The sequence below is a fragment of the Paenalcaligenes sp. Me52 genome, from assembly GCF_050487965.1.
Classification (GTDB): Bacteria; Pseudomonadota; Gammaproteobacteria; order Burkholderiales; family Burkholderiaceae_B; genus Paenalcaligenes.
Genome location: NZ_JBKQFO010000001.1, coordinates 1,205,149 through 1,226,198 on the forward strand (window position 1 = coordinate 1,205,149; position 21,050 = coordinate 1,226,198).

At 49.6% G+C, this 21,050-nt stretch carries 18 protein-coding genes; 11 read left to right on the plus strand and 7 right to left on the minus strand.

Annotated elements, in window-relative coordinates:
- Window positions 1–78 precede the first annotated feature (78 nt).
- Window positions 79–1,401 carry an exodeoxyribonuclease VII large subunit gene (xseA, locus tag ACLO87_RS05650; RefSeq protein ID WP_430223008.1) on the plus strand — a complete coding sequence of 441 codons (1,323 nt, stop codon included), beginning with the start codon at window positions 79–81 and terminating at the stop codon, window positions 1,399–1,401.
- A gap of 59 nt (window positions 1,402–1,460) precedes the next feature.
- Window positions 1,461–2,042, plus strand: coding sequence for a superoxide dismutase [Fe] (gene sodB, locus ACLO87_RS05655; protein WP_430223009.1), 582 nt, complete (start codon window positions 1,461–1,463; stop codon window positions 2,040–2,042).
- A 109-nt stretch (window positions 2,043–2,151) separates the two neighbouring features.
- Here the strand turns inward: sodB and ACLO87_RS05660 are convergent, their stop codons facing one another.
- Both ACLO87_RS05660 and ACLO87_RS05665 read right to left on the minus strand, forming a co-directional pair.
- Window positions 2,152–2,616: a DUF192 domain-containing protein gene (locus ACLO87_RS05660; RefSeq protein ID WP_430223010.1), complete on the minus strand. Its 465-nt coding sequence runs from the start codon at window positions 2,614–2,616 to the stop codon at window positions 2,152–2,154.
- 31 nt (window positions 2,617–2,647) lie between these two features.
- On the minus strand, window positions 2,648–2,890 hold the full coding sequence (locus tag ACLO87_RS05665; RefSeq protein WP_430223011.1) for a cold-shock protein: 243 nt from the start codon (window positions 2,888–2,890) through the stop codon (window positions 2,648–2,650).
- 157 nt (window positions 2,891–3,047) lie between these two features.
- Between ACLO87_RS05665 and clpS the strand changes: the two genes are divergently transcribed.
- The 5 genes from clpS (at window position 3,048) to ACLO87_RS05690 (ending at window position 9,370) form a co-directional block, all read left to right on the plus strand.
- Window positions 3,048–3,371 (plus strand): ATP-dependent Clp protease adapter ClpS, encoded by a 324-nt coding sequence (clpS, locus tag ACLO87_RS05670; RefSeq protein ID WP_135862345.1) that lies wholly within the window; start codon window positions 3,048–3,050, stop codon window positions 3,369–3,371.
- An 87-nt stretch (window positions 3,372–3,458) separates the two neighbouring features.
- Window positions 3,459–5,795 carry an ATP-dependent Clp protease ATP-binding subunit ClpA gene (clpA, locus tag ACLO87_RS05675; RefSeq protein WP_430223012.1) on the plus strand — a complete coding sequence of 779 codons (2,337 nt, stop codon included), beginning with the start codon at window positions 3,459–3,461 and terminating at the stop codon, window positions 5,793–5,795.
- A 16-nt stretch (window positions 5,796–5,811) separates the two neighbouring features.
- Entirely contained in the window at window positions 5,812–7,077 is a 1,266-nt protein-coding gene (locus tag ACLO87_RS05680; RefSeq protein WP_430223013.1) for a paraquat-inducible protein A, read from the plus strand.
- A 2-nt stretch (window positions 7,078–7,079) separates the two neighbouring features.
- Window positions 7,080–8,750, plus strand: coding sequence for a PqiB family protein (locus ACLO87_RS05685; RefSeq protein WP_135862339.1), 1,671 nt, complete (start codon window positions 7,080–7,082; stop codon window positions 8,748–8,750).
- Complete coding sequence (locus ACLO87_RS05690) at window positions 8,750–9,370, plus strand: PqiC family protein (RefSeq protein ID WP_430223014.1); 621 nt, start codon at window positions 8,750–8,752, stop codon at window positions 9,368–9,370. Before ACLO87_RS05685 ends, ACLO87_RS05690 begins: the two co-directional genes overlap by 1 nt.
- 3 nt (window positions 9,371–9,373) lie before the next feature.
- Here ACLO87_RS05690 and dut read toward each other — a convergent pair whose 3' ends face one another.
- The 5 genes from dut to ACLO87_RS05715 are packed head-to-tail and all read right to left on the minus strand — an operon-like array spanning window position 9,374 to window position 15,379.
- A complete protein-coding gene (gene dut, locus ACLO87_RS05695) occupies window positions 9,374–9,823 on the minus strand; it encodes a dUTP diphosphatase (RefSeq protein WP_135862335.1) in 450 nt (149 codons plus the stop codon).
- Window positions 9,824–9,832: 9 nt separating this feature from the next.
- Entirely contained in the window at window positions 9,833–11,029 is a 1,197-nt protein-coding gene (gene coaBC / locus ACLO87_RS05700; protein ID WP_135862333.1) for a bifunctional phosphopantothenoylcysteine decarboxylase/phosphopantothenate--cysteine ligase CoaBC, read from the minus strand.
- Window positions 11,030–11,048: 19 nt separating this feature from the next.
- On the minus strand, window positions 11,049–11,588 hold the full coding sequence (gene lspA, locus ACLO87_RS05705; protein WP_135862331.1) for a signal peptidase II: 540 nt from the start codon (window positions 11,586–11,588) through the stop codon (window positions 11,049–11,051).
- Window positions 11,581–14,424 (minus strand): isoleucine--tRNA ligase, encoded by a 2,844-nt coding sequence (gene ileS, locus ACLO87_RS05710; protein ID WP_430223015.1) that lies wholly within the window; start codon window positions 14,422–14,424, stop codon window positions 11,581–11,583. The genes lspA and ileS overlap by 8 nt, the downstream gene beginning before the upstream one ends.
- Window positions 14,414–15,379, minus strand: coding sequence for a bifunctional riboflavin kinase/FAD synthetase (locus ACLO87_RS05715; RefSeq protein ID WP_135862327.1), 966 nt, complete (start codon window positions 15,377–15,379; stop codon window positions 14,414–14,416). The genes ileS and ACLO87_RS05715 overlap by 11 nt, the downstream gene beginning before the upstream one ends.
- Window positions 15,380–15,420: 41 nt before the next feature.
- Here ACLO87_RS05715 and purN point away from each other — a divergent pair, with 41 nt between their 5' ends.
- The 4 genes from purN to ACLO87_RS05735 all read left to right on the plus strand — a co-directional run bounded on the left by purN (window position 15,421) and on the right by ACLO87_RS05735 (window position 21,005).
- Window positions 15,421–16,068, plus strand: coding sequence for a phosphoribosylglycinamide formyltransferase (gene purN / locus ACLO87_RS05720; RefSeq protein ID WP_430223016.1), 648 nt, complete (start codon window positions 15,421–15,423; stop codon window positions 16,066–16,068).
- A 28-nt stretch (window positions 16,069–16,096) separates the two neighbouring features.
- Window positions 16,097–17,392: an RsmB/NOP family class I SAM-dependent RNA methyltransferase gene (locus ACLO87_RS05725; protein WP_430223017.1), complete on the plus strand. Its 1,296-nt coding sequence runs from the start codon at window positions 16,097–16,099 to the stop codon at window positions 17,390–17,392.
- A gap of 98 nt (window positions 17,393–17,490) precedes the next feature.
- Window positions 17,491–18,714 carry a DesA family fatty acid desaturase gene (locus tag ACLO87_RS05730; protein ID WP_135862321.1) on the plus strand — a complete coding sequence of 408 codons (1,224 nt, stop codon included), beginning with the start codon at window positions 17,491–17,493 and terminating at the stop codon, window positions 18,712–18,714.
- A complete protein-coding gene (locus ACLO87_RS05735; protein WP_430223018.1) occupies window positions 18,711–21,005 on the plus strand; it encodes a UvrD-helicase domain-containing protein in 2,295 nt (764 codons plus the stop codon). The genes ACLO87_RS05730 and ACLO87_RS05735 overlap by 4 nt, the downstream gene beginning before the upstream one ends.
- Window positions 21,006–21,050 lie beyond the last annotated feature (45 nt).

The window sequence follows — 21,050 nt, forward strand, 5'->3', positions numbered from 1 at the left end:
CAATATAAGCAAATAATGCGATAACAGGTAAATGTGGAAAAAAATGCATCTGTCAAGCTCTGATGAAAAGGATAGGGTATGGAATCCGTGATTACGGTAGGGGCATTGGCTCGTCAGGTGAGTAATGTGCTGGGCGAGTACTTTTCGCGTGTATGGGTAAAAGGTGAGATCTCTAATTTCACACGCGCAGCGTCTGGCCACTGGTATTTCACCATTAAAGATGATCAGGCGGCGGTAAAAGCGGTGATGTTCAGAGGCCGGGCCTCTATGGTTTCTTTTACGCCTGTAGTGGGCGAAAAAGTAGAGCTTTTGGCTGCAGCAAGCCTTTATGAGCCGCGTGGTGATTTCCAACTGCAAGTTGAAGCCATGCGTAGAGCTGGGGTTGGTAATTTGCATGAGGCATTCTTGCAGCGTAAGCAGAAGCTGCAAGATGAGGGGTTATTTGATCCTGAGCGTAAAAAATCTATTCCTACGATGCCGCGAAAATTGGGCGTGATTACGTCGTTGGGGGCGGCGGCATTGCGTGATGTGCTCACCGCTGTGGAACGCCGGTTGCCGCATGTTGAGGTCATTATTTACCCGGCGTTAGTGCAAGGTGAAGCGGCGGCGGCAAGTTTGTGCAAAGCCTTGGAAACAGCAGTGCAGCGTAACGAAGTAGATACCTTGTTGCTGGTGCGTGGTGGTGGTAGCTTAGAAGACTTGTGGTGTTTCAACGATGAAGCCTTAGCGAGACTCATTGCTGCTGCGCCTATACCTATTATTAGTGGAGTTGGGCACGAAACCGATTTCACTATTGCTGATTTTGTTGCCGATCTACGGGCGCCTACTCCTACTGCGGCTGCCGAGCTTGCTGGGCACAGCCAAGTGCAGTGTATGCAGCAGTTGCAAGGCCTGCTCAATGCGTTGCAGCATAGGCAGGGGCGTATATTGGAGCGTGCGTGGTTGCGCTTAGATCGTACACGGGCAGGCTTGATATCGCCCGAGCAAAAATTGCGTCAACAGCAACAGCGGTTGGACGCGTTGCAGCACAGGTTAAAACAGCGTGTTCAAACACAATTGCAGGCTGACGGATGGCGAGTCACTAAAGTAGTGAATCAATTGCAGCAGGCGGCTCCTAAAGTGGAGTGGCAGCAGCGGTTATTGACGACATTGGAAAGTCGTTTGATACAGCATATGCCTGCTGAATTGAAGCGTCAGCAGCAGCGAGTCACGGCCTTACAACAAACCCTGCAAGCATTAAGCCCAATGCATGTTTTAGAGCGCGGCTATGCTATTGTTCGCAATGAAGCAGGGCAAATTGTAAAAAATGCGCTAGACTTGAGCAATAAAGAACAGCTTGATATTCAGCTGGCTCAAGGCAGTTTACAGGCCGAGGTGAAACAAACTCGAGTTCTGTTTTGAGCTTCTAATCGGGTGAATGTTCACCCTTTTTTCTATATAACATCAATAGGGAATAGATCATGGCTTTTACTCTTCCATCTCTTCCATACGATATGTCCGCTCTGGAGCCACACATCTCCAAAGAAACGCTGGAGTATCACTATGGCAAGCACCACCAAACTTACGTGACTAACCTGAACAATCTGGTTGCAGGCACTGAGTTCGAGAACGCTTCTTTGGAAGAAGTGGTGAAAAAATCCTCCGGTGGCGTATTTAACAACGCTGCTCAGGTATGGAACCACACTTTCTACTGGAACAGCCTGTCCCCCAACGGTGGTGGCGCTCCTGCTGGTGCATTGGCTGATGCTATCAATGCAAAATGGGGTAGCGTAGAGGCGTTCAAAGATGCATTCTCCAAATCCGCCGCTGGTAACTTCGGTTCCGGTTGGACATGGTTGGTGAAAAAAGCTGACGGTAGCCTGGACATCGTAAACACTAGCAATGCTGGTACTACATTGACCACTACAGACGTAGCACTGCTGACCTGTGATGTATGGGAACACGCGTACTACATCGATTACCGCAATGCTCGTCCTAAGTACCTGGAAAACTTCTGGAACTTGGTGAACTGGGACTTCGCAGCAAAAAACTTAGCTGCTTAATGCTTTCATAGCATTTGTCCAACAAGAAAGGCCCTGATCGTGTTGTGATCAGGGCCTTTTTGTTTGAGTGCTGCTAGCAGGTTATACAATAGCTGTGCGACAGACTATGTTAGCGAGCGATACCAGTGACGCTATCGCCTACCTTGATCTGCTGTTGTGCGAACCAGCCTTGATTCATTTCAAGGGCGTACAGAGCTGGTTGGGTAGGGCAGTGTGAGGTTAAGTCTAACGGAGCCATATCCAGAATATCAGTGATAATGCCGTCGGAAGAAATGAAGGCAATACTGAGTGGGATTAAGGTGTTTTTCATCCAGAAGCAATGGTAAGACGCTTGGTTGAAAACAAATAACATTCCATTATCAGGGGCTAGGTTTTCCCTATACATTAATCCTAACGCACTAGTTTCTGGTGTATCAGCTATCTCTACATTAATTGTTTTGTTATTAATTGTAATTTCTTGAATTGGATTTGTTTGTTTGGCAAAAGATATGCCTGATTGAGTTAGTAATAAACAAATAACAAAAAATAAGAAATAAAAAACAGGGCGGTGTCGCCCTGAGTAGTCTTGTTTCATAATGCTAGTAGCTATTATTGTTTATGAGGCGTTAGCCTGCTGTGATGTTTAGCGCTTGCTGACCTTTAGGGCCTTGGGCAATCTCAAAGAGGACCTTTTGACCTTCCTTCAGGGTTTTGAAACCATTCATCTGGATCGATGAGAAGTGAGCGAACAGGTCTTCACCGCCGTTGTCGGGGGTAATGAAACCGAAGCCCTTAGCATCGTTGAACCATTTTACGGTACCAGACAGTTTGGGTGCTTCAGAAGGAGTTGATGTGGTTAAATCAGACATTGCTAATGCCTCTCAAACAAGTAAGTTACATACTACATACCCGATAATTCGGGCAGAGAACCTAATCAAGAAATTGATATATTAATTCAAATCTTGGAATAGTTGCATAGTAGATTAAAAATTAATAAATAATCAATTATGGAAATTACCTAGCTTTATGGTTACACATTTAGAAAATCAGAAAGAAACGGTGCTAGAAAGAGAACATACTGATTTAGCACCACCTCACAAGTATCAGGTTGTATTGTTGAATGATGATTACACGCCCATGGATTTTGTTGTGGCTGTGTTGCGCAGAGTTTTCCATAAAACCAATTCAGAAGCCGAAAGTATCATGTTGAAGGTTCATCATGAGGGGCGTGGCATCTGTGGGGTCTACACACGAGATATTGCTGCCACTCGCGTGGAAATGGTTAGACAGCTAGCTGTTGCACATGAGCATCCACTTCAATGTATTATGGAACCAGTGTCTGATCTTTGATGCACATCATGGATGTTTATCTTTAGGCTGGTTTGGTCATAGAATAAGGTCTGATGCAGTGTTAATTTTTGCCGTGCAGGAGGAAGCGTGATCTCCGAAGAACTTGAAGTTAGTTTACATATGGCTTTTGTCGAGGCCCGTGCGGCACGCCATGAATTCATCACGGTAGAACACCTGTTATTGGCATTACTAGATAATGCCGCGGCAGTTGAAGTTCTGCGTGCATGTGCCGCCAACCTAGAGACATTACGGCAGAATCTAAAGAAATTTATTGCCGAAAATACGCCTATACACCCAGGTGAGGGCGATGTAGATACCCAGCCTACTCTAGGTTTTCAGCGAGTCATACAACGTGCCATCATGCACGTATCATCGAGTGGGCAAACCAAAACCGAAGTGACCGGTGCCAATGTGCTAGTTGCAATGTATGGTGAGAAAGACTCCCATGCCGTGTATTACTTGCAGCAGCAAGGTATTAGCCGCTTAGATGTGGTGAATTACTTATCGCACGGTATTGCTAAGTCGGGAGCAGCAACAGAGCCTACAGCACAAGCTGCAAACAAAACTAGTGGCCCTACCGATGCTGGTGCGCAGCGTAGTACGTCTGATGCGCAAAAATCTCCTTTGGATTTGTACACCACCAACCTTAATGCTGAGGCCGGTTTAGGGCGCATAGACCCACTGATTGGGCGCGAGAAAGAGGTAGAGCGCGTCATTCAAGTGTTATGCCGTCGTCGTAAAAATAATCCGTTGCTGGTGGGTGAGGCTGGCGTGGGTAAAACCGCCATTGCCGAAGGCTTGGCGTTACGTATAGTGCAAGGCTCCGTGCCTGATTTGTTAGAAGACGCTATTGTTTATTCGTTGGATATGGGTGCCTTATTAGCTGGTACTAAATATCGCGGCGATTTTGAACAGCGTTTAAAAGCGGTACTAAAAGATTTAAGTGAACAAAAACAAGGTATTTTGTTCATTGATGAAATTCACACCTTAATTGGTGCAGGGTCGGCATCAGGCGGTACCTTAGATGCGTCCAATTTATTAAAACCTGCCTTGTCGTCTGGTAAATTAAAATGTATGGGTGCCACTACCTATACGGAATACCGTGGGATTTTTGAAAAAGATCACGCGCTATCTAGACGTTTCCAGAAAATCGACGTGGTAGAGCCTACGGTTGCTGAAACTGTGCAAATTTTGCGTGGTTTGAAAGGTCACTTTGAAGCACACCACGGCGTGCGTTATACCAATGCGGCAATTGCAGCGGCCGCCGAGCTATCGGCACGTCATATTACCGATAGATTCTTACCCGATAAGGCTATTGACGTGATTGACGAGGCTGGTGCGGCGCAGCGTCTGCTACCAAAGTCGCGTCAGAAAAAAACCATAGGCAAGCAAGATATACAAGCAACGGTAGCTCAAATTGCACGTATACCGCCTCAAAACGTTTCTACGGACGACAAACACAAGCTGGCTACGCTTGAGCGTGATTTGAAATCCATGGTTTTTGGGCAAAGTGCAGCGATCGAGGCCTTGTCCAGCGCCATTAAAATGTCGCGTTCTGGTTTGGGGCGACCTGACAAGCCTATTGGTTCGTTCTTGTTCTCTGGCCCTACAGGCGTGGGCAAGACCGAGGTGGCTCGTCAGTTAGCCTTTGTGCTAGGTATAGAGCTGTTGCGCTTCGATATGTCCGAGTACATGGAGCGTCATGCTGTGTCACGCCTGATCGGCGCGCCACCGGGCTATGTGGGCTTTGAGCAGGGTGGCTTGTTGACCGAAGCCGTAACCAAACAACCGCATTGCGTATTGCTGCTGGATGAAATTGAAAAAGCGCATCCCGATATTTTCAATATTCTGCTGCAGGTAATGGATCACGGCACGTTAACGGATAACAATGGCCGCAAGGCTGATTTCCGTAATGTGATTTTGGTTATGACTACCAACGCTGGTGCGGAAACACTCAGTAAGTCCAGTATCGGGTTTATGAAGAGCCAATCCGCTGGTGACGAAATGGCGGATATCAAACGTCTGTTTACACCTGAGTTCCGTAACAGGCTGGATGCTATTGTGAACTTCAAGCCGCTGTCTCGTGACGTTATCTTGAAAGTTGTGGATAAATTCCTGCTGCAGCTTGAGCATCAGTTAAACGAGCGTCGAGTGGATGTGGTCTTTAGTGATGCGTTGCGTGAGCATCTGGCTGCTAATGGCTTTGACCCAGCAATGGGGGCCAGACCTATGCAACGACTGATCCAAGATACTATACGTAGAGCTTTGGCTGATGAACTGTTGTTTGGTCGCTTGAGTGACGGTGGGCAGGTAGAAGTAGATCTGGACGATACAGGTGCTGTGGTGCTGAAGTTTGGCGATACAGAAAAGCCTAGATCAGAACATGCTCAGCCTTCTGATACCGAAGCAGAGTTGATTGACTAATTAACCCTCAATAAGCATGAATCATCTGCATGCATGCCCACAATGCGATGCGTTGCACACAGACGTGGACTTGCAAGCAGGTGAGTCCGCAGTGTGCGGGCAGTGCGCCTCCGTGCTGGATAAAGCCTCCTCCCTAACTGTGTCGGGGTGGTTGGCGTTAGTATTGGGCGCCATCATTTTATTTCTATCGGCCAACATAGCGCCGGTAGTACATATCACGCTACAGGGGCATCGAATCAGCCCCAACTTCCCTGAAGCTATAGCCTTAAGTTGGCAGCAAGGACACTACTCCCTCGCCATCATGGGTGGCTTGCTGGGCGTGGTGTTTCCGTTATTGATGCTGTTATACCGGTTGTGGGCGCTGCTGGTGATACGTAGTGGGCGTTTACCTTTGGACTTCTCATTGGGATTGAGGGTCTTAGGCATTTTGCAACATTGGTCATTAGTGCCCGTGGTGTTTTTGGCCATGATTGTGGCGCTAGTGAAGTTTGCCGGCTTGGCACAGGTGACACCTGCTTACGGCTTGTGGGCGTACGCGGTATTGATGCTGGTGTATACTTCGGCCTCGCGATTAAGCGTGCAAAAGCTGTGGAATATGGCAGCAGAAAAAGGCATGGTGATAGCGAGTGCACCGATGAGCTCTGATGATTTTATCGGTTGTAGCGCATGTGGTTTAGTGCAAACACCAGATGAAGACGCTCCATGTCTGCGTTGCAATGCTACGTTGCATAAGCGTAAACCAGATATGCAAAATCGAGCGTGGGCATTTTTGATCACGGCGATGTTGTTATATGTGCCTGCAAATATTTTGCCTATCATGGTGCTGACTACGCCTATGGGGTCGTCAGCTCACACGATTTTAGGTGGTGTGATTGAGCTTTGGGAAAGCGGTTCTGCTGATCTGGCATTAATTGTTTTCACGGCGAGTATCGTAGTGCCCTTTACGAAGTTTGTAGCGTTGGTAGTGCTATTATGTGGCGCGCATCGTTGGAAAGGGCGGGTAGTCCAGCGACAACGCACTCGTATCTATGAGTTGGTAGAGTTTATTGGCCAGTGGTCCATGTTGGATGTGTTTGTGGTGCTGCTTTTAGGGGCGATGGGCAATTTCCCCGGGTTGTCACAAATTATTCCAGGTTCTGCAGCCCTAAGTTTTGGCTTGGTAGTGGTGTTGACCATGCTATCAGCATTAAGTTTTGACCCTAGAGTAGGCTGGGATGCCCGTACAGCACAGCAGCGATCTGTTAAAGCGATTCGGGAAAATAGCGATCTGAAGGTAGAGTAACTATGCAAACAGATGACCAGGACACCGCTGCTTCGCAGCAGGAAGCGCCTACAGCAAGGCCAGTGCGCGAGCCTACGCGTATTCAGCGTGAGAAAAGACGATTCTCGTGGATATGGCTAGTGCCTATTGTGGCGCTGGTGGTGGGGGCGTCTGTGCTGGTGCGTCACTGGATTAATACTGGCCCGGTGATTACGGTGAGTTTTATTGCCGCAGAAGGTATCCAAGCTGGTCAAACTGAGTTGCGCTATAAGGATGTAGTGGTAGGTAATGTGACGGGAGTGAGTGTGGCTCCTGATCGTCAGCAAGTGCTGGTACACATACAACTGCATAAAGAAGGTGCTGAGTACATTACCCAAGCGGATTCTAAATTCTGGGTGGTGCGTCCACGTCTAGGTATTAGTGGAGTTTCAGGGCTAGGGACAATTTTGTCAGGTGCGTTTATTAGTGTAGATGCACCGTCTAAGTTGGATACCAAAGCAGATGCCGTAACCTCCTTTGTGGGGGTGGAAGTTCCGCCGGAAATCAGCAGTAGCAGCCCAGGCACGCGTTTTAGCTTATTGGCACCAGAATTGGGTTCGCTAGAAATAGGTTCGCCTGTGTATTTCCGCGAGATCAATGTTGGGCAAGTACTAGGCTATAGTTTGGATGATCAAGGTAGGGGGGTGAACATTCAAGTGTTCATCAACGCGCCTAATGATAGGTTCGTTACGCAAGCATCACGATTCTGGAACGTCAGCGGCATCAATATGTCATTTAATGCTGATGGTTTTGCGGTGAATACAGCATCGCTGATTTCTCTGTTGTCTGGTGGTGTCGCATTTAACATGGGTGACGAGGAAAACGCGCCTAGAGCTAAGTCGGGCGATGAGTTTGTCTTGTACTCGGGTGAGGCTCAAGCACAGGCAAGACCAGATGGTGAGCCATTTGAACTAGAGTTCCATCTATACCAAAGCGTACGCGGTTTGAAAGTAGGTGCAGCCATTGATTTCCAAGGTATGGAATTAGGGCGTGTAACCAGCATTGAAATGGATCTGGATGCTGATAACCGACGTTTCTATACGGTCGTGCGTGGGAATATTTACCCGATGCGTTTGGGTTCTATTTATGAGCATATTAAAAAGAACCTAGCTGGTGATGATGAGCCTGTGCGCGGTTTTATTTCTACGCTTGTGAAAAATGGTTTACGTGCTCAAATGCAAACAGCAAACCTACTCACAGGGCAACAGTTTATTGCCTTAGATTTCTTCCCAAGTGCCGAGAGCGTTGAGTTCAACGAACATAGCACTCCATTGGAAATTCCTGTTATCAAAGGTGACTTTGATAGGTTGCAGCAGCAGATACTGTCGATCGTGAATAAGCTGGAAGCTTTGCCGCTGGATGAGACGGTGAAATCCTTGAATACAAGCTTGCGTCAACTGACTGAGCTAACGAAGCGCTTAGAGAACGGTTTGGTGCCTGTTGCTGCTGATACCTTACGAGCAGCGCAGCAAGCGTTAGAGCGTGCCAATATGCTGTTGTCTGAAAACTCTCCTGTAACCGGAGGGGCAGAGCAACTGATGCTAGAGATGAATCGTACTCTGCGATCTGTGAATGGATTGGTAGAGGAACTGCAAAGTCAGCCTTCATCGCTATGGCGTGGCAGAGCAGCAGATAAGTTACCGGAGTCCCGCTAATGAAAACAAAACTTGGCTTGATGTCATCTTGCTTGTTCTTGGCAGCTTGCTCTTCTGTGCCTGCGCCGCGTTTCTTTAGCCTAGTGCAGGTAGGGCAAATTACTGCACCGCAGTCTATGGCCAATAAAGCCGTATTTGTGCAAACGGTAAGAGTACCGGCCCAGTTAGATAGAAAGCAGATTGTGCTGGATTTAGGGGCTGGCCAAGAGGTGCAATTGCTTAATGACTACCAGTGGGCAGCGGCGTTGAGCGAAGAGCTACAGCAGGCACTAAGCGTTAACTTAACGCAAAGTCTGGGTGTGCCTAGTGCCGAACTCAGCCGCCAAGAGGATAAAATTCCTTATTGGCGCATTGATGTGGACGTACAGCGCTTTGAGTCAAAGTATGGGGAATCTGTGCGCCAAGAGTATTCATGGCGTCTGAGCCCTGTGCGTTTTCAGGGTACAACAACCTTATGCCGCATTAGTTTGCAGCAGCCAGCAGGTCCGGGGGTAGAGGGTTTAGCGCAAGCTCACCAAGAGTTGGTGCAGCAGTTTAGCCAAGTGATGATGCAACAGATGCAGCAGGGGAGTGCACCGCAGGCTGGAGGAAATATCCAAAGCCTGCAGTGTGTGAACTAATAGTTATGCGCGGCCAGTGCTGCCAAAGCCGCCAGCGCCGCGTGAACTGTCTTCAAAGTCTTCAACAATATTCAGATCCAGCTGAACTACCGGAACCACAACCATTTGAGCAATGCGCTCCATAGGGTTAATGGTAAATGTGGTTTGGCCGCGGTTCCATACGGAAACCATCAATGGGCCTTGGTAGTCTGAGTCAATTAAGCCCACCAAATTCCCCAGTACTACACCATGTTTATGCCCCAAACCAGAGCGTGGCAGGATCATGGCTGCGTAAGCAGGGTTGGCAATGTGCATGGCCATACCTGTAGGAATCAATTCGCAGGCGCCAGGGGCTAATTCTAAGGGTTGATCTAAGCATGCTCGTAGATCTAGGCCTGCAGAGCCTGGAGTGGCGTAAGTGGGCAGCTCAGAGCGCAGGCGCTCGTCGAGAATCTTAATATTAACTGTTTGCATAGTTAAGAGTTAGTGTTCCAGTTGCAGGGCAATGCGCTGTATTAGCTTGCGGGCAGCAGTGAGCTTGTCCGTAGCCGGCCACGCGTCATGACCTTGTTCATCAAAAATAACCAGTTCAGTGTCGTCAGCATGCATGGCGCGCTGCGCTAAGTTACCAACGAGCAAAGGAATGTTTTTACGACGACGCTTGGCTTCAGCAAAGGTGAGTAGCTGCTCGGTTTCGGCAGCAAATCCTACGCAGAAAGGCCTATCAGTAAGGGCTGCCACCTCAGCCAGAATGTCTGGGTTGGGGGCGAACTCCAATTGCGGGCTATCTTGGGTTTGGTTTTTCTTTAGTTTTTGATCACTGGCATTACTGACATACCAGTCGGCCACAGCGGCAACACCAATGAATACATCGCTTTGAGAGGCGCGCTGCATAACTGCTCTGTGCATATCACGCGCGCTTTCCACGCTTATGCGGTGTACACCATAGGGGGCAGCTAAGTTCACAGGGCCAGAGACTAACTCTACGTCTGCACCGGCTTCTCTAGCCGCTTGGGCTAGTGCATAGCCCATTTTTCCAGAAGAGCGGTTGGTGATGACGCGTATAGGATCAATGGCTTCGCTGGTGGGGCCTGCTGTAATCAGGACTTTTTTGCCTTTCAGTAACTTAGGTTGAAAGAACGCACGAATTTCACTGAGCAACTGATCTGGTTCCAGCATGCGACCATCACCAAACTCACCGCAGGCTTGATCGCCATGGCCAGGACCTAAGATGATGACCCCGTCTTCACGTAGCTGTTGAATATTACGCTGCGTAGCGGGGTGGGCCCACATTTCGCGATTCATGGCAGGAGCAACTAGCAACGGGCAGTTTCCACGGGCAACGCAAAGGGTGCTTAGCAGATCATCAGCAAAACCGTGTGCCAATTTAGCGATAAAGTCGGTGCTAGCAGGGGCGATCAAGATCGCATCAGCTTGGCGGCTAAGTTGGATGTGTGCCATGTTGTCATTGGGGCGAGGGTCCCACAGACTACTGAATACGGGGCGCCCAGACAGCGCTTGCATGGTAACGGGGGTAATGAACTGCTCGGCAGCAGCGGTCATGACCACATCAACGTTTGCACCTAGGTCTTTGCTGCGGCGTACTAGCTCGGCAATTTTGTAACAGGCAACGCCTCCAGTGAGGCCAAAAACCAGGTTTTTCTGGGTTAGCTCGCGCATGGTTACATGTCCTGAAAGATTAGTCGTCTTGGGATTGACGCTGCTTGCGAACGCGAAGGAATTCGTCAATCAACAATAGAATAGCACCGCATGTAATGGCGACGTCGGCAATGTTGAATGCAGGAAAGTACCAACCTTTCCAATGGAACAACAGGAAGTCGACCACATGACCGTGTAGCAATCTGTCGATTACATTACCCAATGCACCACCAAGAATAAGACTGAGTGATGCGCAGAAGGTGCGTTGACCGGGATTGCGACGTAACCAATACAGAATCAGTGTGCAGGCTACAGCGGCAATACCCAAGAAGAACCATTTCTGCCAACCCGAGCCGCCTGCTAGGAAGCTAAAAGCCGCACCAGGGTTGTAAAGCAGAGTGAAGTCAAAAAAGGGGAAAACAGGCCAGCGTTCTGCATAAAGCAGGTTCTGGTTGAAATAGCTTTTGCTTTGCTGGTCAAGCACGATGATGACCAGCGCAAGTAAAAGCCAACCCCAGAACAGCCGGCGGTCTGCCGGCTTGCTGGGGTTGCTGAGGTTGTTAGCTACTGGCTCAGGCATAGTGTCTAGGTTCGCCATCACCAAATAGGTTTTCTACACAACGACCGCACAAGGTAGGGTGATCGGTATGGCTACCAACGTCTTCACGGTGGTGCCAGCAACGCTCACATTTCTCAGCTTCGCTAGCGGATACCTCAATACGCATAGCATCTGCTTGGTGCAGGGATGCACGCGATACCATCATGACAAAGCGTAGGTCTTCACCCAAGCTTGCCAAAATTGGGTAATCCGTTGCGTCAGCGTAGATATCCAACTCAGCAGCGAGAGATGAGCCGATTTTGCCAGCACTGCGCAGGTCTTCAATGTGTTTCATCACATCAGCGCGGATGGCGCGTAGACGCAACCATTTTTGGCTCAGTGCATCGTTGTCAGCCATTTCTGGGAAAGTGTGGAACAACTCAGTGAAGATGGTCAGAGGTTGAGCAGCTTCGTTGGTATGTAAATCTTTCCAAGCCTCTTCTGCTGTAAAGGACAGAATAGGGGCCATCAGTTTCAGCAGAGCGTGTGTGATATGCCAAATTGCAGTCTGTGCAGAGCGGCGTGCCAAGCTGGTTGGTGCGGCTGTATACAGACGGTCTTTTAGAATATCCAAGTAGAACGCGCCCAAGTCTTCGGAGCAGAAAATCTGCAAACGAGAAACGATAGGGTGGAATTCGTATACTTTGTAGTTGGCTTGAACTTCGGCCTGCATGCTGGCAGTCATATCCAGCGCGTAACGGTCGATTTCCAGCATCTTGTCTAGATCAACGCCATCTTTAGTGATGTCGAAATCAGCTACGTTACCCAACAAAAATTTCAAGGTATTGCGGATACGACGGTAGCTTTCTACCACGCGTTTCAGAATTTCATCTGAAATGGATAGCTCGCCAGAGTAATCCGTAGACGCCGTCCACAAACGTAGGATTTCAGCACCCATCTTGTCGGCCACGGTTTGCGGCAGAATGATGTTACCGATGGACTTACTCATCTTACGGCCTTCGCCATCTACCACGAAACCGTGGGTCAGCAAGGCTTTGTAAGGAGCACGACCATAGAGCATGCAACCCGTTAACAGGGAAGAGTGGAACCAACCGCGGTGCTGGTCGGAGCCTTCCAAGTACAGATCAGCAGGCCAGCTTAATTGGTCGGAATGCGAACCTTTGATTTGATCATCGTGGTCGCCGCCTAATACCGTAGCGTGGGTAGAGCCAGAGTCAAACCAGACATCCAATGTGTCGCGGTTTTTCTCGTAGAACTGCGCATCTTCACCCAGGAAGGTGTTGATATCCAGTTCTTGCCAAGCTTCTATACCTTTTACCTCAACCAGTTTGGCAATTTCTTCCATCAGTTCAGGTGTGCGTGGGTGCAACTCACCTGTTTCTTTGTGTACGAAGAAAGCCATAGGCACACCCCACTGACGCTGTCTGGACAGAGTCCAGTCAGGGCGGTTGGCAATCATGGCGTGCAAACGAGCATGGCCCCAAGAAGGGTAGAATTTTGTAGCGTCTACGGCTTCTAGTGCCATTTCGCGCAGTGTACGGCCAGTGCTGTTGGCTTTATCCATACCCGCAAACCATTGGCTGGTTGCGCGGTAGATAATGGGTGTTTTGTGGCGCCAGCAGTGCATGTAGCTGTGCGTGTTCTTTTCAAATTTCAGCAAAGAACCTGCTTCTTGCAGTGCTTCAACGATTTTAGGGTTAGCGTCCCAGATCATCATGCCGCCAAACAAAGGCAGAGTGCTGGCGTACACGCCATTACCCATGACTGGGCTGATGATGTCTTTGTCGTCTAAGCCGTGTTTTTTGCAGATTTGGAAGTCATCAATACCGTAAGCAGGTGCAGAGTGCACGACGCCAGTACCGGAATCCAAGGTTACGTATTCTGCACAGTACGCAGGCGACACGCGTGCGTAACCAGGGTCTACGTCGTACAGAGGATGACGGAACTCCAAGCCTTCTAGCTCGCTACCTATGGCACGAGCCACAATCTTGCCGCTCAGCTTCCAGTTTGTTAGGCAGCTTTCCACCAAGTCGGAAGCCAACAGCAGGTATTTACCGGTGCTGCGCGCTTCGTCCAGTTCTACCAGAGCGTATTCTTCTTCTGGGTGAATGTTCAGAGCTTGGTTAGACGGGATGGTCCATGGCGTGGTGGTCCAGATAACAATAGCACCGTCTACTGCAGCGGAAAGTTTGAAGGCTTTAGCAACCAGCTCAGGCTGATCAAAGCGGAATGCTACGTAAATGGAGGGGTCAGTACGGTTGGCGTATTCTACTTCGGCCTCAGCTAAGGCAGATTGACAGTCGAAACACCAGTTCACTGGTTTCAAGCCACGGAATACAAACCCCTTTTGCATGATTCTGGACAGCACGCGCAGTTCGTCTGCTTCGTTGCTGTAGTTCATGGTCAGGTAAGGGTTATCCCATTCGCCCAATACGCCCAGACGTTTAAAGTCTTTGCGTTGGTGGTCGATTTGCTCAAGCGCGTAAGCGCGAGCTTTGGCTTGGGTTTCGGCTACAGGCAGGTTTTTGCCATATAGTTTTTCAATTTGCACTTCGATAGGCATACCGTGGCAATCCCAGCCAGGTACGTATTGCGCATCAAAGCCAGCCATGTTGTGGCTTTTAACAATAATATCTTTAAGAATTTTGTTGGCAGCGTGGCCCAGGTGCAAAGACCCGTTGGCGTAAGGAGGCCCATCGTGCAATACGAATTTTGGACGTCCTTTGCTGGCGGCACGAATGGCCTCATAGACTTTTTTCTCCTCCCAGTCGGCAATCCAGCCGGGTTCACGTTTAGGGAGGTCTCCCCGCATTGGAAAGGGGGTGTTGGGCAGGTTTAAGGTGTTTTTATAGTCCATTGACAACAAAATACTCGCGAGCCTGTTGCGCATCATTTTCGATGGCAGCAGTCAAAGTTTGGAGATCAGGGAATTTTTCTTCTTCCCGTACAAAGTTTAGAAAATCAACCTGTACCAGTTTACCGTAAGCGTCGATGTTGATGTCGAGTAAATGCACTTCCAGTAATAGCGCGCCGGTGTCGGTGACAGTTGGGCGTACACCTAGGCTAGCCACACCAGGTAATGGCGTAGGGCCAAGGCCATGTACGCGTACAATATATATACCTGAACGCGCAGCGCAGTGCTCAGGTACAGCAATATTTAGAGTGGGGAAATTCAGCGTGCGGCCGAGTTTCTGACCGTGGATAACGTGGCCGCTCAGTTGGTAGGGTTGACCTAGCAACTCAGCGCTACGCGTCATATTGCCTACGGCTAGTAACGAGCGCAGTTCACTGCTGGAAATGCGGTGGCCTTGTGCGTCGGCAATGTCTTCTATGGTTTGCACCTCAAAGCCTAAGCGCTGTCCATAGTCCATGAGTAGTTCTACATTGCCTTGGCGTTGATGGCCGAAGCGGAAGTCTTTGCCTACCAATAACCAACGCGTGTTTAGGCCGTCTACTAGAAGTTGTTGTATAAACTGCTCGGCGCGCATATCGGCAAACGCATGATTGAATTTTGCCAGTACAATTTGCGCCATTCCGTGGCATGCGAGCAACGATAACTTGTCACGCAGACTGCTGATTTGGGTAGGGGCTAGCTCAGGCCTGTTCCCCCGCTGAGCAAAATATGCTCTAGGGTGCGGGGTGAATGTGATGGCTGTAGGGGTAAGTTCACGAGTGGCTGCTTCGCTGCGTACCTTTTCCAGTATGGCCTGATGACCTAGGTGTACACCATCAAAGTTGCCAATGGTGACGGCGCTGGGCCGCGATGAGTCAAAGCGTGGCAGTGTGCGATAAATGGATAAAGCGGATTTCACGGTTTGATGAAGGTTAAGCCAGTTTGAGTAAAGGAAAAGTTTTGACAGAGAGTGCAACAGCGCGCAGGCTGGTTATTTTAATCTCAGGTCGCGGTTCAAATATGCAGGCTATTGTAGACGCAATACGTCACAACGGTTGGCCAGCAGAGGTTTGTGCTGTGATCACGCACAGAGCAAACTCTGAAGGCTTGCAGTGGGCAGAGCAAAAAGGCATCGCAACCCACTATATTAACCATACAGAATACCAAAGCCGAGAGCACTTTGATGCGGTGCTGCAAGAAACCATAGATATGTATGCGCCCGATTACGTACTGCTGGCCGGATTTATGCGTGTGTTGACCCCGGGTTTTGTGCGCCATTATCTGGGGCGTCTTATTAATGTTCACCCATCCTTGCTACCGTTATTCCCTGGTTTGCATACGCATCAGCAGGCGTTGGACGCTGGCGTGCAATGGCATGGATGCACGGTGCATTTTGTCACCCCTGAGCTGGATAGTGGCCCAACCATTGCGCAGGGTGTTGTGCCGGTATGCGAGGGGGATGATGCCCAAAAGCTGGCAGAACGCTTATTGCCAGTAGAGCATAGGGTCTATACCGAAGTAGTGCGCTGGTTGGTGGAAGGCCGCGTACAATGTGAGGACGATAAGCGCGTGCAGGTTACGGGCGTGTCCTCTCGTGCTTTTATCTAAATTTGTTGTAATTTGCTGTTAGGTGGCTATGTCTCAGGTTTCTCCTTCTCGTTTTATCCGTGTTCCTCAGCGTGTCCAGCAATTGCAGGAAGTTATGCCTTTGCTGAAAGATTGGCAGCAACCAGCTGATGCCGTGTTGGCGCAATGGATGAAGAACCAGCCATCGTTAGGTGGTCGCGACCGAGCAGAGCTCAGTGATGCTGTGTTCGCACTGGTGCGTCAGTGGCGTTTGTTTGAGCAATTGACTGCAGATTCTGGCGAGCAGCAGAGCCGTAGAATGGCACTGTTGGCATTGGTAGAGTTGCACGGTTTGGAAGCAGTTAGCCAAGGGCTGGAAGCGGAAGAGCAGCAGTGGTTGCAACAAGCCTATGCAGCTAATAAAGATAGTCTGCCTTTTGCTCAGCATTTTAGCTTGCCTGATTGGTTGGCTGAAGAACTGCAAAAGCAAGACAATCCAGAGGCCTTAGCTGCCGCACTTAACGTTGAGGCCAGCATTGATATACGTGTGAATCCGTTGCGTGCGGATCGCAAAAAAATGTTGAAAGCCTTACAGCAAGATGAGCGAGCTGCATTTAAGCCTGAAGCGATGACCTATTCGCCTTGGGGCATACGCTTGGAAGGGCGTCCTACTTTGCGTCATTGGCCTGAGTTCGATAAAGGTGAGCTAGAGGTACAAGACGAAGGTAGTCAGATTCTGGCAGCCTTGATGGCCCCGCGTCGCAATGAAATCATTATCGACTTTTGTGCCGGGGCAGGGGGCAAAAGCCTGTTGTTGGGTGCATTGATGCGCGGCACAGGTAAGTTGTATGCCATGGACGTTTCGGCTGCACGCTTAGAGCGCGCCAAGCCTAGATATGCACGTTGCGGTATCGACAACGTGAACAGCATTGCGATTCCTGAAAACGATGATGCACGTTTGCAGCGTTTTTATGGCAAAGCTCAGCGCGTTTTAGTGGATGCGCCATGTAGCGGTTTGGGAACTTTACGCCGCAATCCTGATCTAAAATGGCGTTTACGACCAGAAGAAATCACGCAATATGTTGAGCTACAGCAAGTGATCCTGCAAAGAGCAGCAAAGTGCGTGGCTCCGGGTGGTAGACTGGTCTACGCTACGTGTAGTGTGCTGCCGCAGGAAAATGAGCAACAGATCCAGGCCTTCCTGCAGGCATGTCCAGACTTTCAAGTGGTGCCGGTAAATGAGGTGCTTAAAGCTCGTATACCTAATTTACTCATGCAGGGTGATTATTTAAGCCTGCGTCCGGATCTGCATGGGACGGACGGTTTTTTTGCAGCAGTTCTCGTGCGAACGGCGGCCGCTTCTTAATGGGGTTGACATTGCAATTGAAATATTGCTGTCTTATAGGCCTCAACTGAGCTACACTTTTCGTGTCTTTATCTTCATGGATCATCTATAAAAGGTCTATGCAAAATTTTCTGAATTTTCTGGCTGGTGGGTTTCTGCAATTGTCTTGGTGGCAAGTTGTACTGATTACCCTTGTGCTTACTCATATCACTATTGTGTCGGTGACAGTATTCCTTCACCGTAGTCAGGCCCACCGTGGCTTGGATTTGCATCCGGCAGTGATGCACTTTTTCCGTTTTTGGCTTTGGATGACCACCGGCATGGTCACCAAAGAGTGGGTGGCTATTCACCGTAAACACCATGCGCGCTGCGAACGCGAAGGTGATCCCCACTCGCCCGTAGTATTTGGTTTGGGTATGGTGTTTTTCCGCGGTGCTGAACTGTATCGCTTGGAAGCAACAAACGAAGAAACATTGAAACGCTTTGGTCACGGCACGCCGGATGACTGGATGGAGCGCAATGTGTACTCCAAACATAACCTGCTTGGCATTTTGATCATGCTGGTTATAGACATCCTGCTGTTTGGCCTAGAAGGCTTGGCAGTGTGGGCAGTACAGATGGCATGGATTCCATTCTGGGCTGCTGGTGTTGTGAACGGTTTGGGTCACGCTGTGGGCTACCGTAACTTTGCTAGCCCTGATACCAGCACCAACGTGTTCCCAATCGGGATCATCATTGGTGGCGAAGAGCTGCACAATAACCACCACGCTTACGGTACTTCTGCGAAGTTCTCTAGCAAGTGGTACGAGTTTGACTTGGGCTGGTGTTACATCAGCGTGCTTAAGTTCTTCAAGCTGGCACAAGTTAAAAAAGTGGCTCCTAAGTTGAAGTTGGAACCTGAGAACAAAGCACTGGCAGACAGCAGCATTAGTTTGTCTACTTTGCAGGGTGTGATTACACACCGCTACGAAATCCTGGCACGTTATGCTGACATCATCAGCAATACAGCTAAAGAAGAGTTGGCGCGTTTGAAGCCCTCTCTGAATCCGGCAGACCCTAACTGCAAATGGAGTTTGCTAAAACGTTGCGGCGACTGGATTGGTCGTGGTGACGAAGTTCTGGATCCAGAACAGCGCGCTCAGTTGCAAACCGTGTTGGAAGAAGATACACGCCTGTCTACCGTAGTGCGTATGCAAATGGAACTGTCCCGCATTTGGGAAAGCTCCACCGCATCCAGTGAACAGTTGTTGGCTGATTTGCGCGGCTGGTGCCAGCGTGCACAGCAAAGCGGTATTGAGAGTTTGGAACAATTTGCGCAGCGTCTGCGCCGCTACGCGGCATGATGCATGGCCTGAACCCTCAACAGCAACAGGCAGTCACACAAGCTCCCGTCCATACCTTAGTGTTGGCGGGAGCAGGCAGCGGAAAAACGCGAGTCCTGACTACCCGAATGGCTTGGTTGATGCAAACGCAGCAACTAAGCCCTTTTGCTTTAATGGCGGTAACCTTTACCAATAAAGCGGCTCGCGAGATGCTGACGCGTCTGCAAGCGCAGATGCCCATCGATACGCGTGGCATGTGGGTAGGTACCTTTCACGGCTTGTGTAATCGTTTACTGCGCGCGCATCACCGTGACGCTGGATTGCCACAAAGCTTTCAAATTCTAGACAGTGCAGACCAGTTGTCTGCGATCAAGCGCCTGATTAAAGCGAGTAATGTGGATGATGAAAAATATCCACCTCGCGATGTGCAGCGCTTTATCAACTCCAGCAAAGAAGATGGCTTTAGGCCTGACGATTTGGATGAGTTTGATCCGCACCAGACAATGCTGGTGGGTTTGTACCGACAATATCAAGAACAATGTGAGCGTGAAGGCGTAGTAGACTTCGCCGAATTGCTGTTGCGCGCCTATGAGCTGCTGCAACGTAATGAGCCTGTACGTAAGCATTACCAGCGACGTTTCCGTCATATTCTGGTGGATGAGTTCCAAGATACTAACCGTTTACAGTACAAATGGCTGCAACTGTTGGCGGGCGATGGCGCTGCTATTTTTGCGGTGGGTGATGATGACCAGTCCATCTATGCATTCCGTGGTGCGAACGTGGGCAATATGGCCGACTTCGAGCGCCAGTATGCGCATGGTAATGTGATCCGCCTGGAGCAAAACTACCGATCTAGTGCACATATTCTGGATGCGGCGAACGCGCTGATCTCCCAGAACAAGAATCGCCTAGGTAAAAACCTATGGACGGATTCTGGTGAAGGCGAACAGATTAGAGTGTCAGAGCAAGCTTCTGATACGTTGGAAGCGCAATGGGTGGTGGATGAGATCCGCGCCTTAATTCGTGATGGTTGGGCCAGAGATCAAATTGCGATTCTGTACCGCAGTAATGCGCAGTCTCGCGTGCTTGAGCATCATTTGTTTAGTTCTGGTATTCCGTACAAAGTGTATGGTGGCCAACGCTTCTTTGAGCGTCAGGAAATTAAACACGTCTTGGCGTATCTGCGACTCATACATAACCCCTTTGATGACACATCATGGCTACGTGTGGTGAACTTCCCTACGCGCGGTATTGGTGCTCGTTCGCTGGAAACGCTAGGCGATCATGCCAGACAGTACGGCATTAGTCTGTATCAGGCGGTGCCGTACATGAGCGGTAGAGCTGCCAGCAGTTTGCAGGCATTTGTTGAGCTGATTCATCGGTTGGCGAGTGAGGCACAGGTAGTCTCGCTACCTGAACTGATTGAGTTGGTGGTACACGAAAGCGGTTTGTTGGCACATTATCAGGCTGACAGAGAGGGTGCCGAGCGTCTGGAAAACTTGCAAGAGTTGGTCAACGCGGCAACGGTGTTTGAGCAGGAAGAAAACTTTGCTGGTACACCAGCAGGTCGTATCCCGGAAGCTGTACCAGGGTCAGTGCCTGAAACTGAAAGTGGCTTGCCAGCACTGGCGCCTATGTCAGCATTGGGGGCTTTTCTGACACACGCTTCGCTAGAGGCGGGTGATAATCAAGCGCAAACAGGCGAAGATGCTATCCAGTTGATGACTACGCACGCGGCCAAAGGTTTGGAGTTTGATGCTGTGTTTGTGACAGGCCTAGAAGAAGGTCTATTCCCACACGACAACAGTATTGGTGAACCTGGTGGTCTAGAGGAAGAGCGACGTTTGATGTACGTGGCTATTACCCGTGCACGCAAGCGTTTGTACATTACTTTGGCTCAAAGCCGTATGCTACATGGCCAAACGCGTTACGCCATGCGTTCTCGTTTCTTAGATGAAGTACCAGAACAGCATATGAAGTGGCTAACACCTCAAGTTCGCGTGCAAGAAAGCATGCCTTCTTCTGGTACTAGCTGGGGCGGTGGGGCATTTAGACGTGGCTCTAGCTGGCAAGGTCAGCAGGGTAGTAGCTTACGTGTAAATACGCCTAATTTCAGTGCCAGCGGTGGTGTGGTGGTGGGTGATAAACATTTCCGTGTAGGGCAAGGCGTGCGTCATCAGAAGTTTGGCGATGGCACAATTTTGAACTTAAGCGGCAGCGGCAATGAGGCACAGGCTCAAATTCAGTTCCGAGATGCGGGGATGAAGACGCTGGCTTTGGGTATAGCCAAGATTGAGATTATTGCTGGCTGATTGTTGCTGCTAGAGTAGTGTTGAAAAAAGCTTCACATGGAGTAT

Excerpts from the sequence above, each read along its gene's own strand:
- ACLO87_RS05665 (WP_430223011.1), bottom strand. The coding sequence starts at position 2,890 with ATGTCTGATTTAACCACATCAACTCCTTCTGAAGCACCCAAACTGTCT.
- lspA (WP_135862331.1), bottom strand. The coding sequence starts at position 11,588 with ATGCCTGAGCCAGTAGCTAACAACCTCAGCAACCCCAGCAAGCCGGCA.
- ACLO87_RS05725 (WP_430223017.1), top strand. The coding sequence starts at position 16,097 with ATGTCTCAGGTTTCTCCTTCTCGTTTTATCCGTGTTCCTCAGCGTGTC.
- clpS (WP_135862345.1), top strand. The coding sequence starts at position 3,048 with ATGGTTACACATTTAGAAAATCAGAAAGAAACGGTGCTAGAAAGAGAA.
- ACLO87_RS05660 (WP_430223010.1), bottom strand. The coding sequence starts at position 2,616 with ATGAAACAAGACTACTCAGGGCGACACCGCCCTGTTTTTTATTTCTTA.
- ACLO87_RS05690 (WP_430223014.1), top strand. The coding sequence starts at position 8,750 with ATGAAAACAAAACTTGGCTTGATGTCATCTTGCTTGTTCTTGGCAGCT.
- ACLO87_RS05680 (WP_430223013.1), top strand. The coding sequence starts at position 5,812 with ATGAATCATCTGCATGCATGCCCACAATGCGATGCGTTGCACACAGAC.
- ACLO87_RS05685 (WP_135862339.1), top strand. The coding sequence starts at position 7,080 with ATGCAAACAGATGACCAGGACACCGCTGCTTCGCAGCAGGAAGCGCCT.
- xseA (WP_430223008.1), top strand. The coding sequence starts at position 79 with ATGGAATCCGTGATTACGGTAGGGGCATTGGCTCGTCAGGTGAGTAAT.
- ACLO87_RS05730 (WP_135862321.1), top strand. The coding sequence starts at position 17,491 with ATGCAAAATTTTCTGAATTTTCTGGCTGGTGGGTTTCTGCAATTGTCT.
- ACLO87_RS05735 (WP_430223018.1), top strand. The coding sequence starts at position 18,711 with ATGATGCATGGCCTGAACCCTCAACAGCAACAGGCAGTCACACAAGCT.
- sodB (WP_430223009.1), top strand. The coding sequence starts at position 1,461 with ATGGCTTTTACTCTTCCATCTCTTCCATACGATATGTCCGCTCTGGAG.
- dut (WP_135862335.1), bottom strand. The coding sequence starts at position 9,823 with ATGCAAACAGTTAATATTAAGATTCTCGACGAGCGCCTGCGCTCTGAG.
- coaBC (WP_135862333.1), bottom strand. The coding sequence starts at position 11,029 with ATGCGCGAGCTAACCCAGAAAAACCTGGTTTTTGGCCTCACTGGAGGC.
- ileS (WP_430223015.1), bottom strand. The coding sequence starts at position 14,424 with ATGGACTATAAAAACACCTTAAACCTGCCCAACACCCCCTTTCCAATG.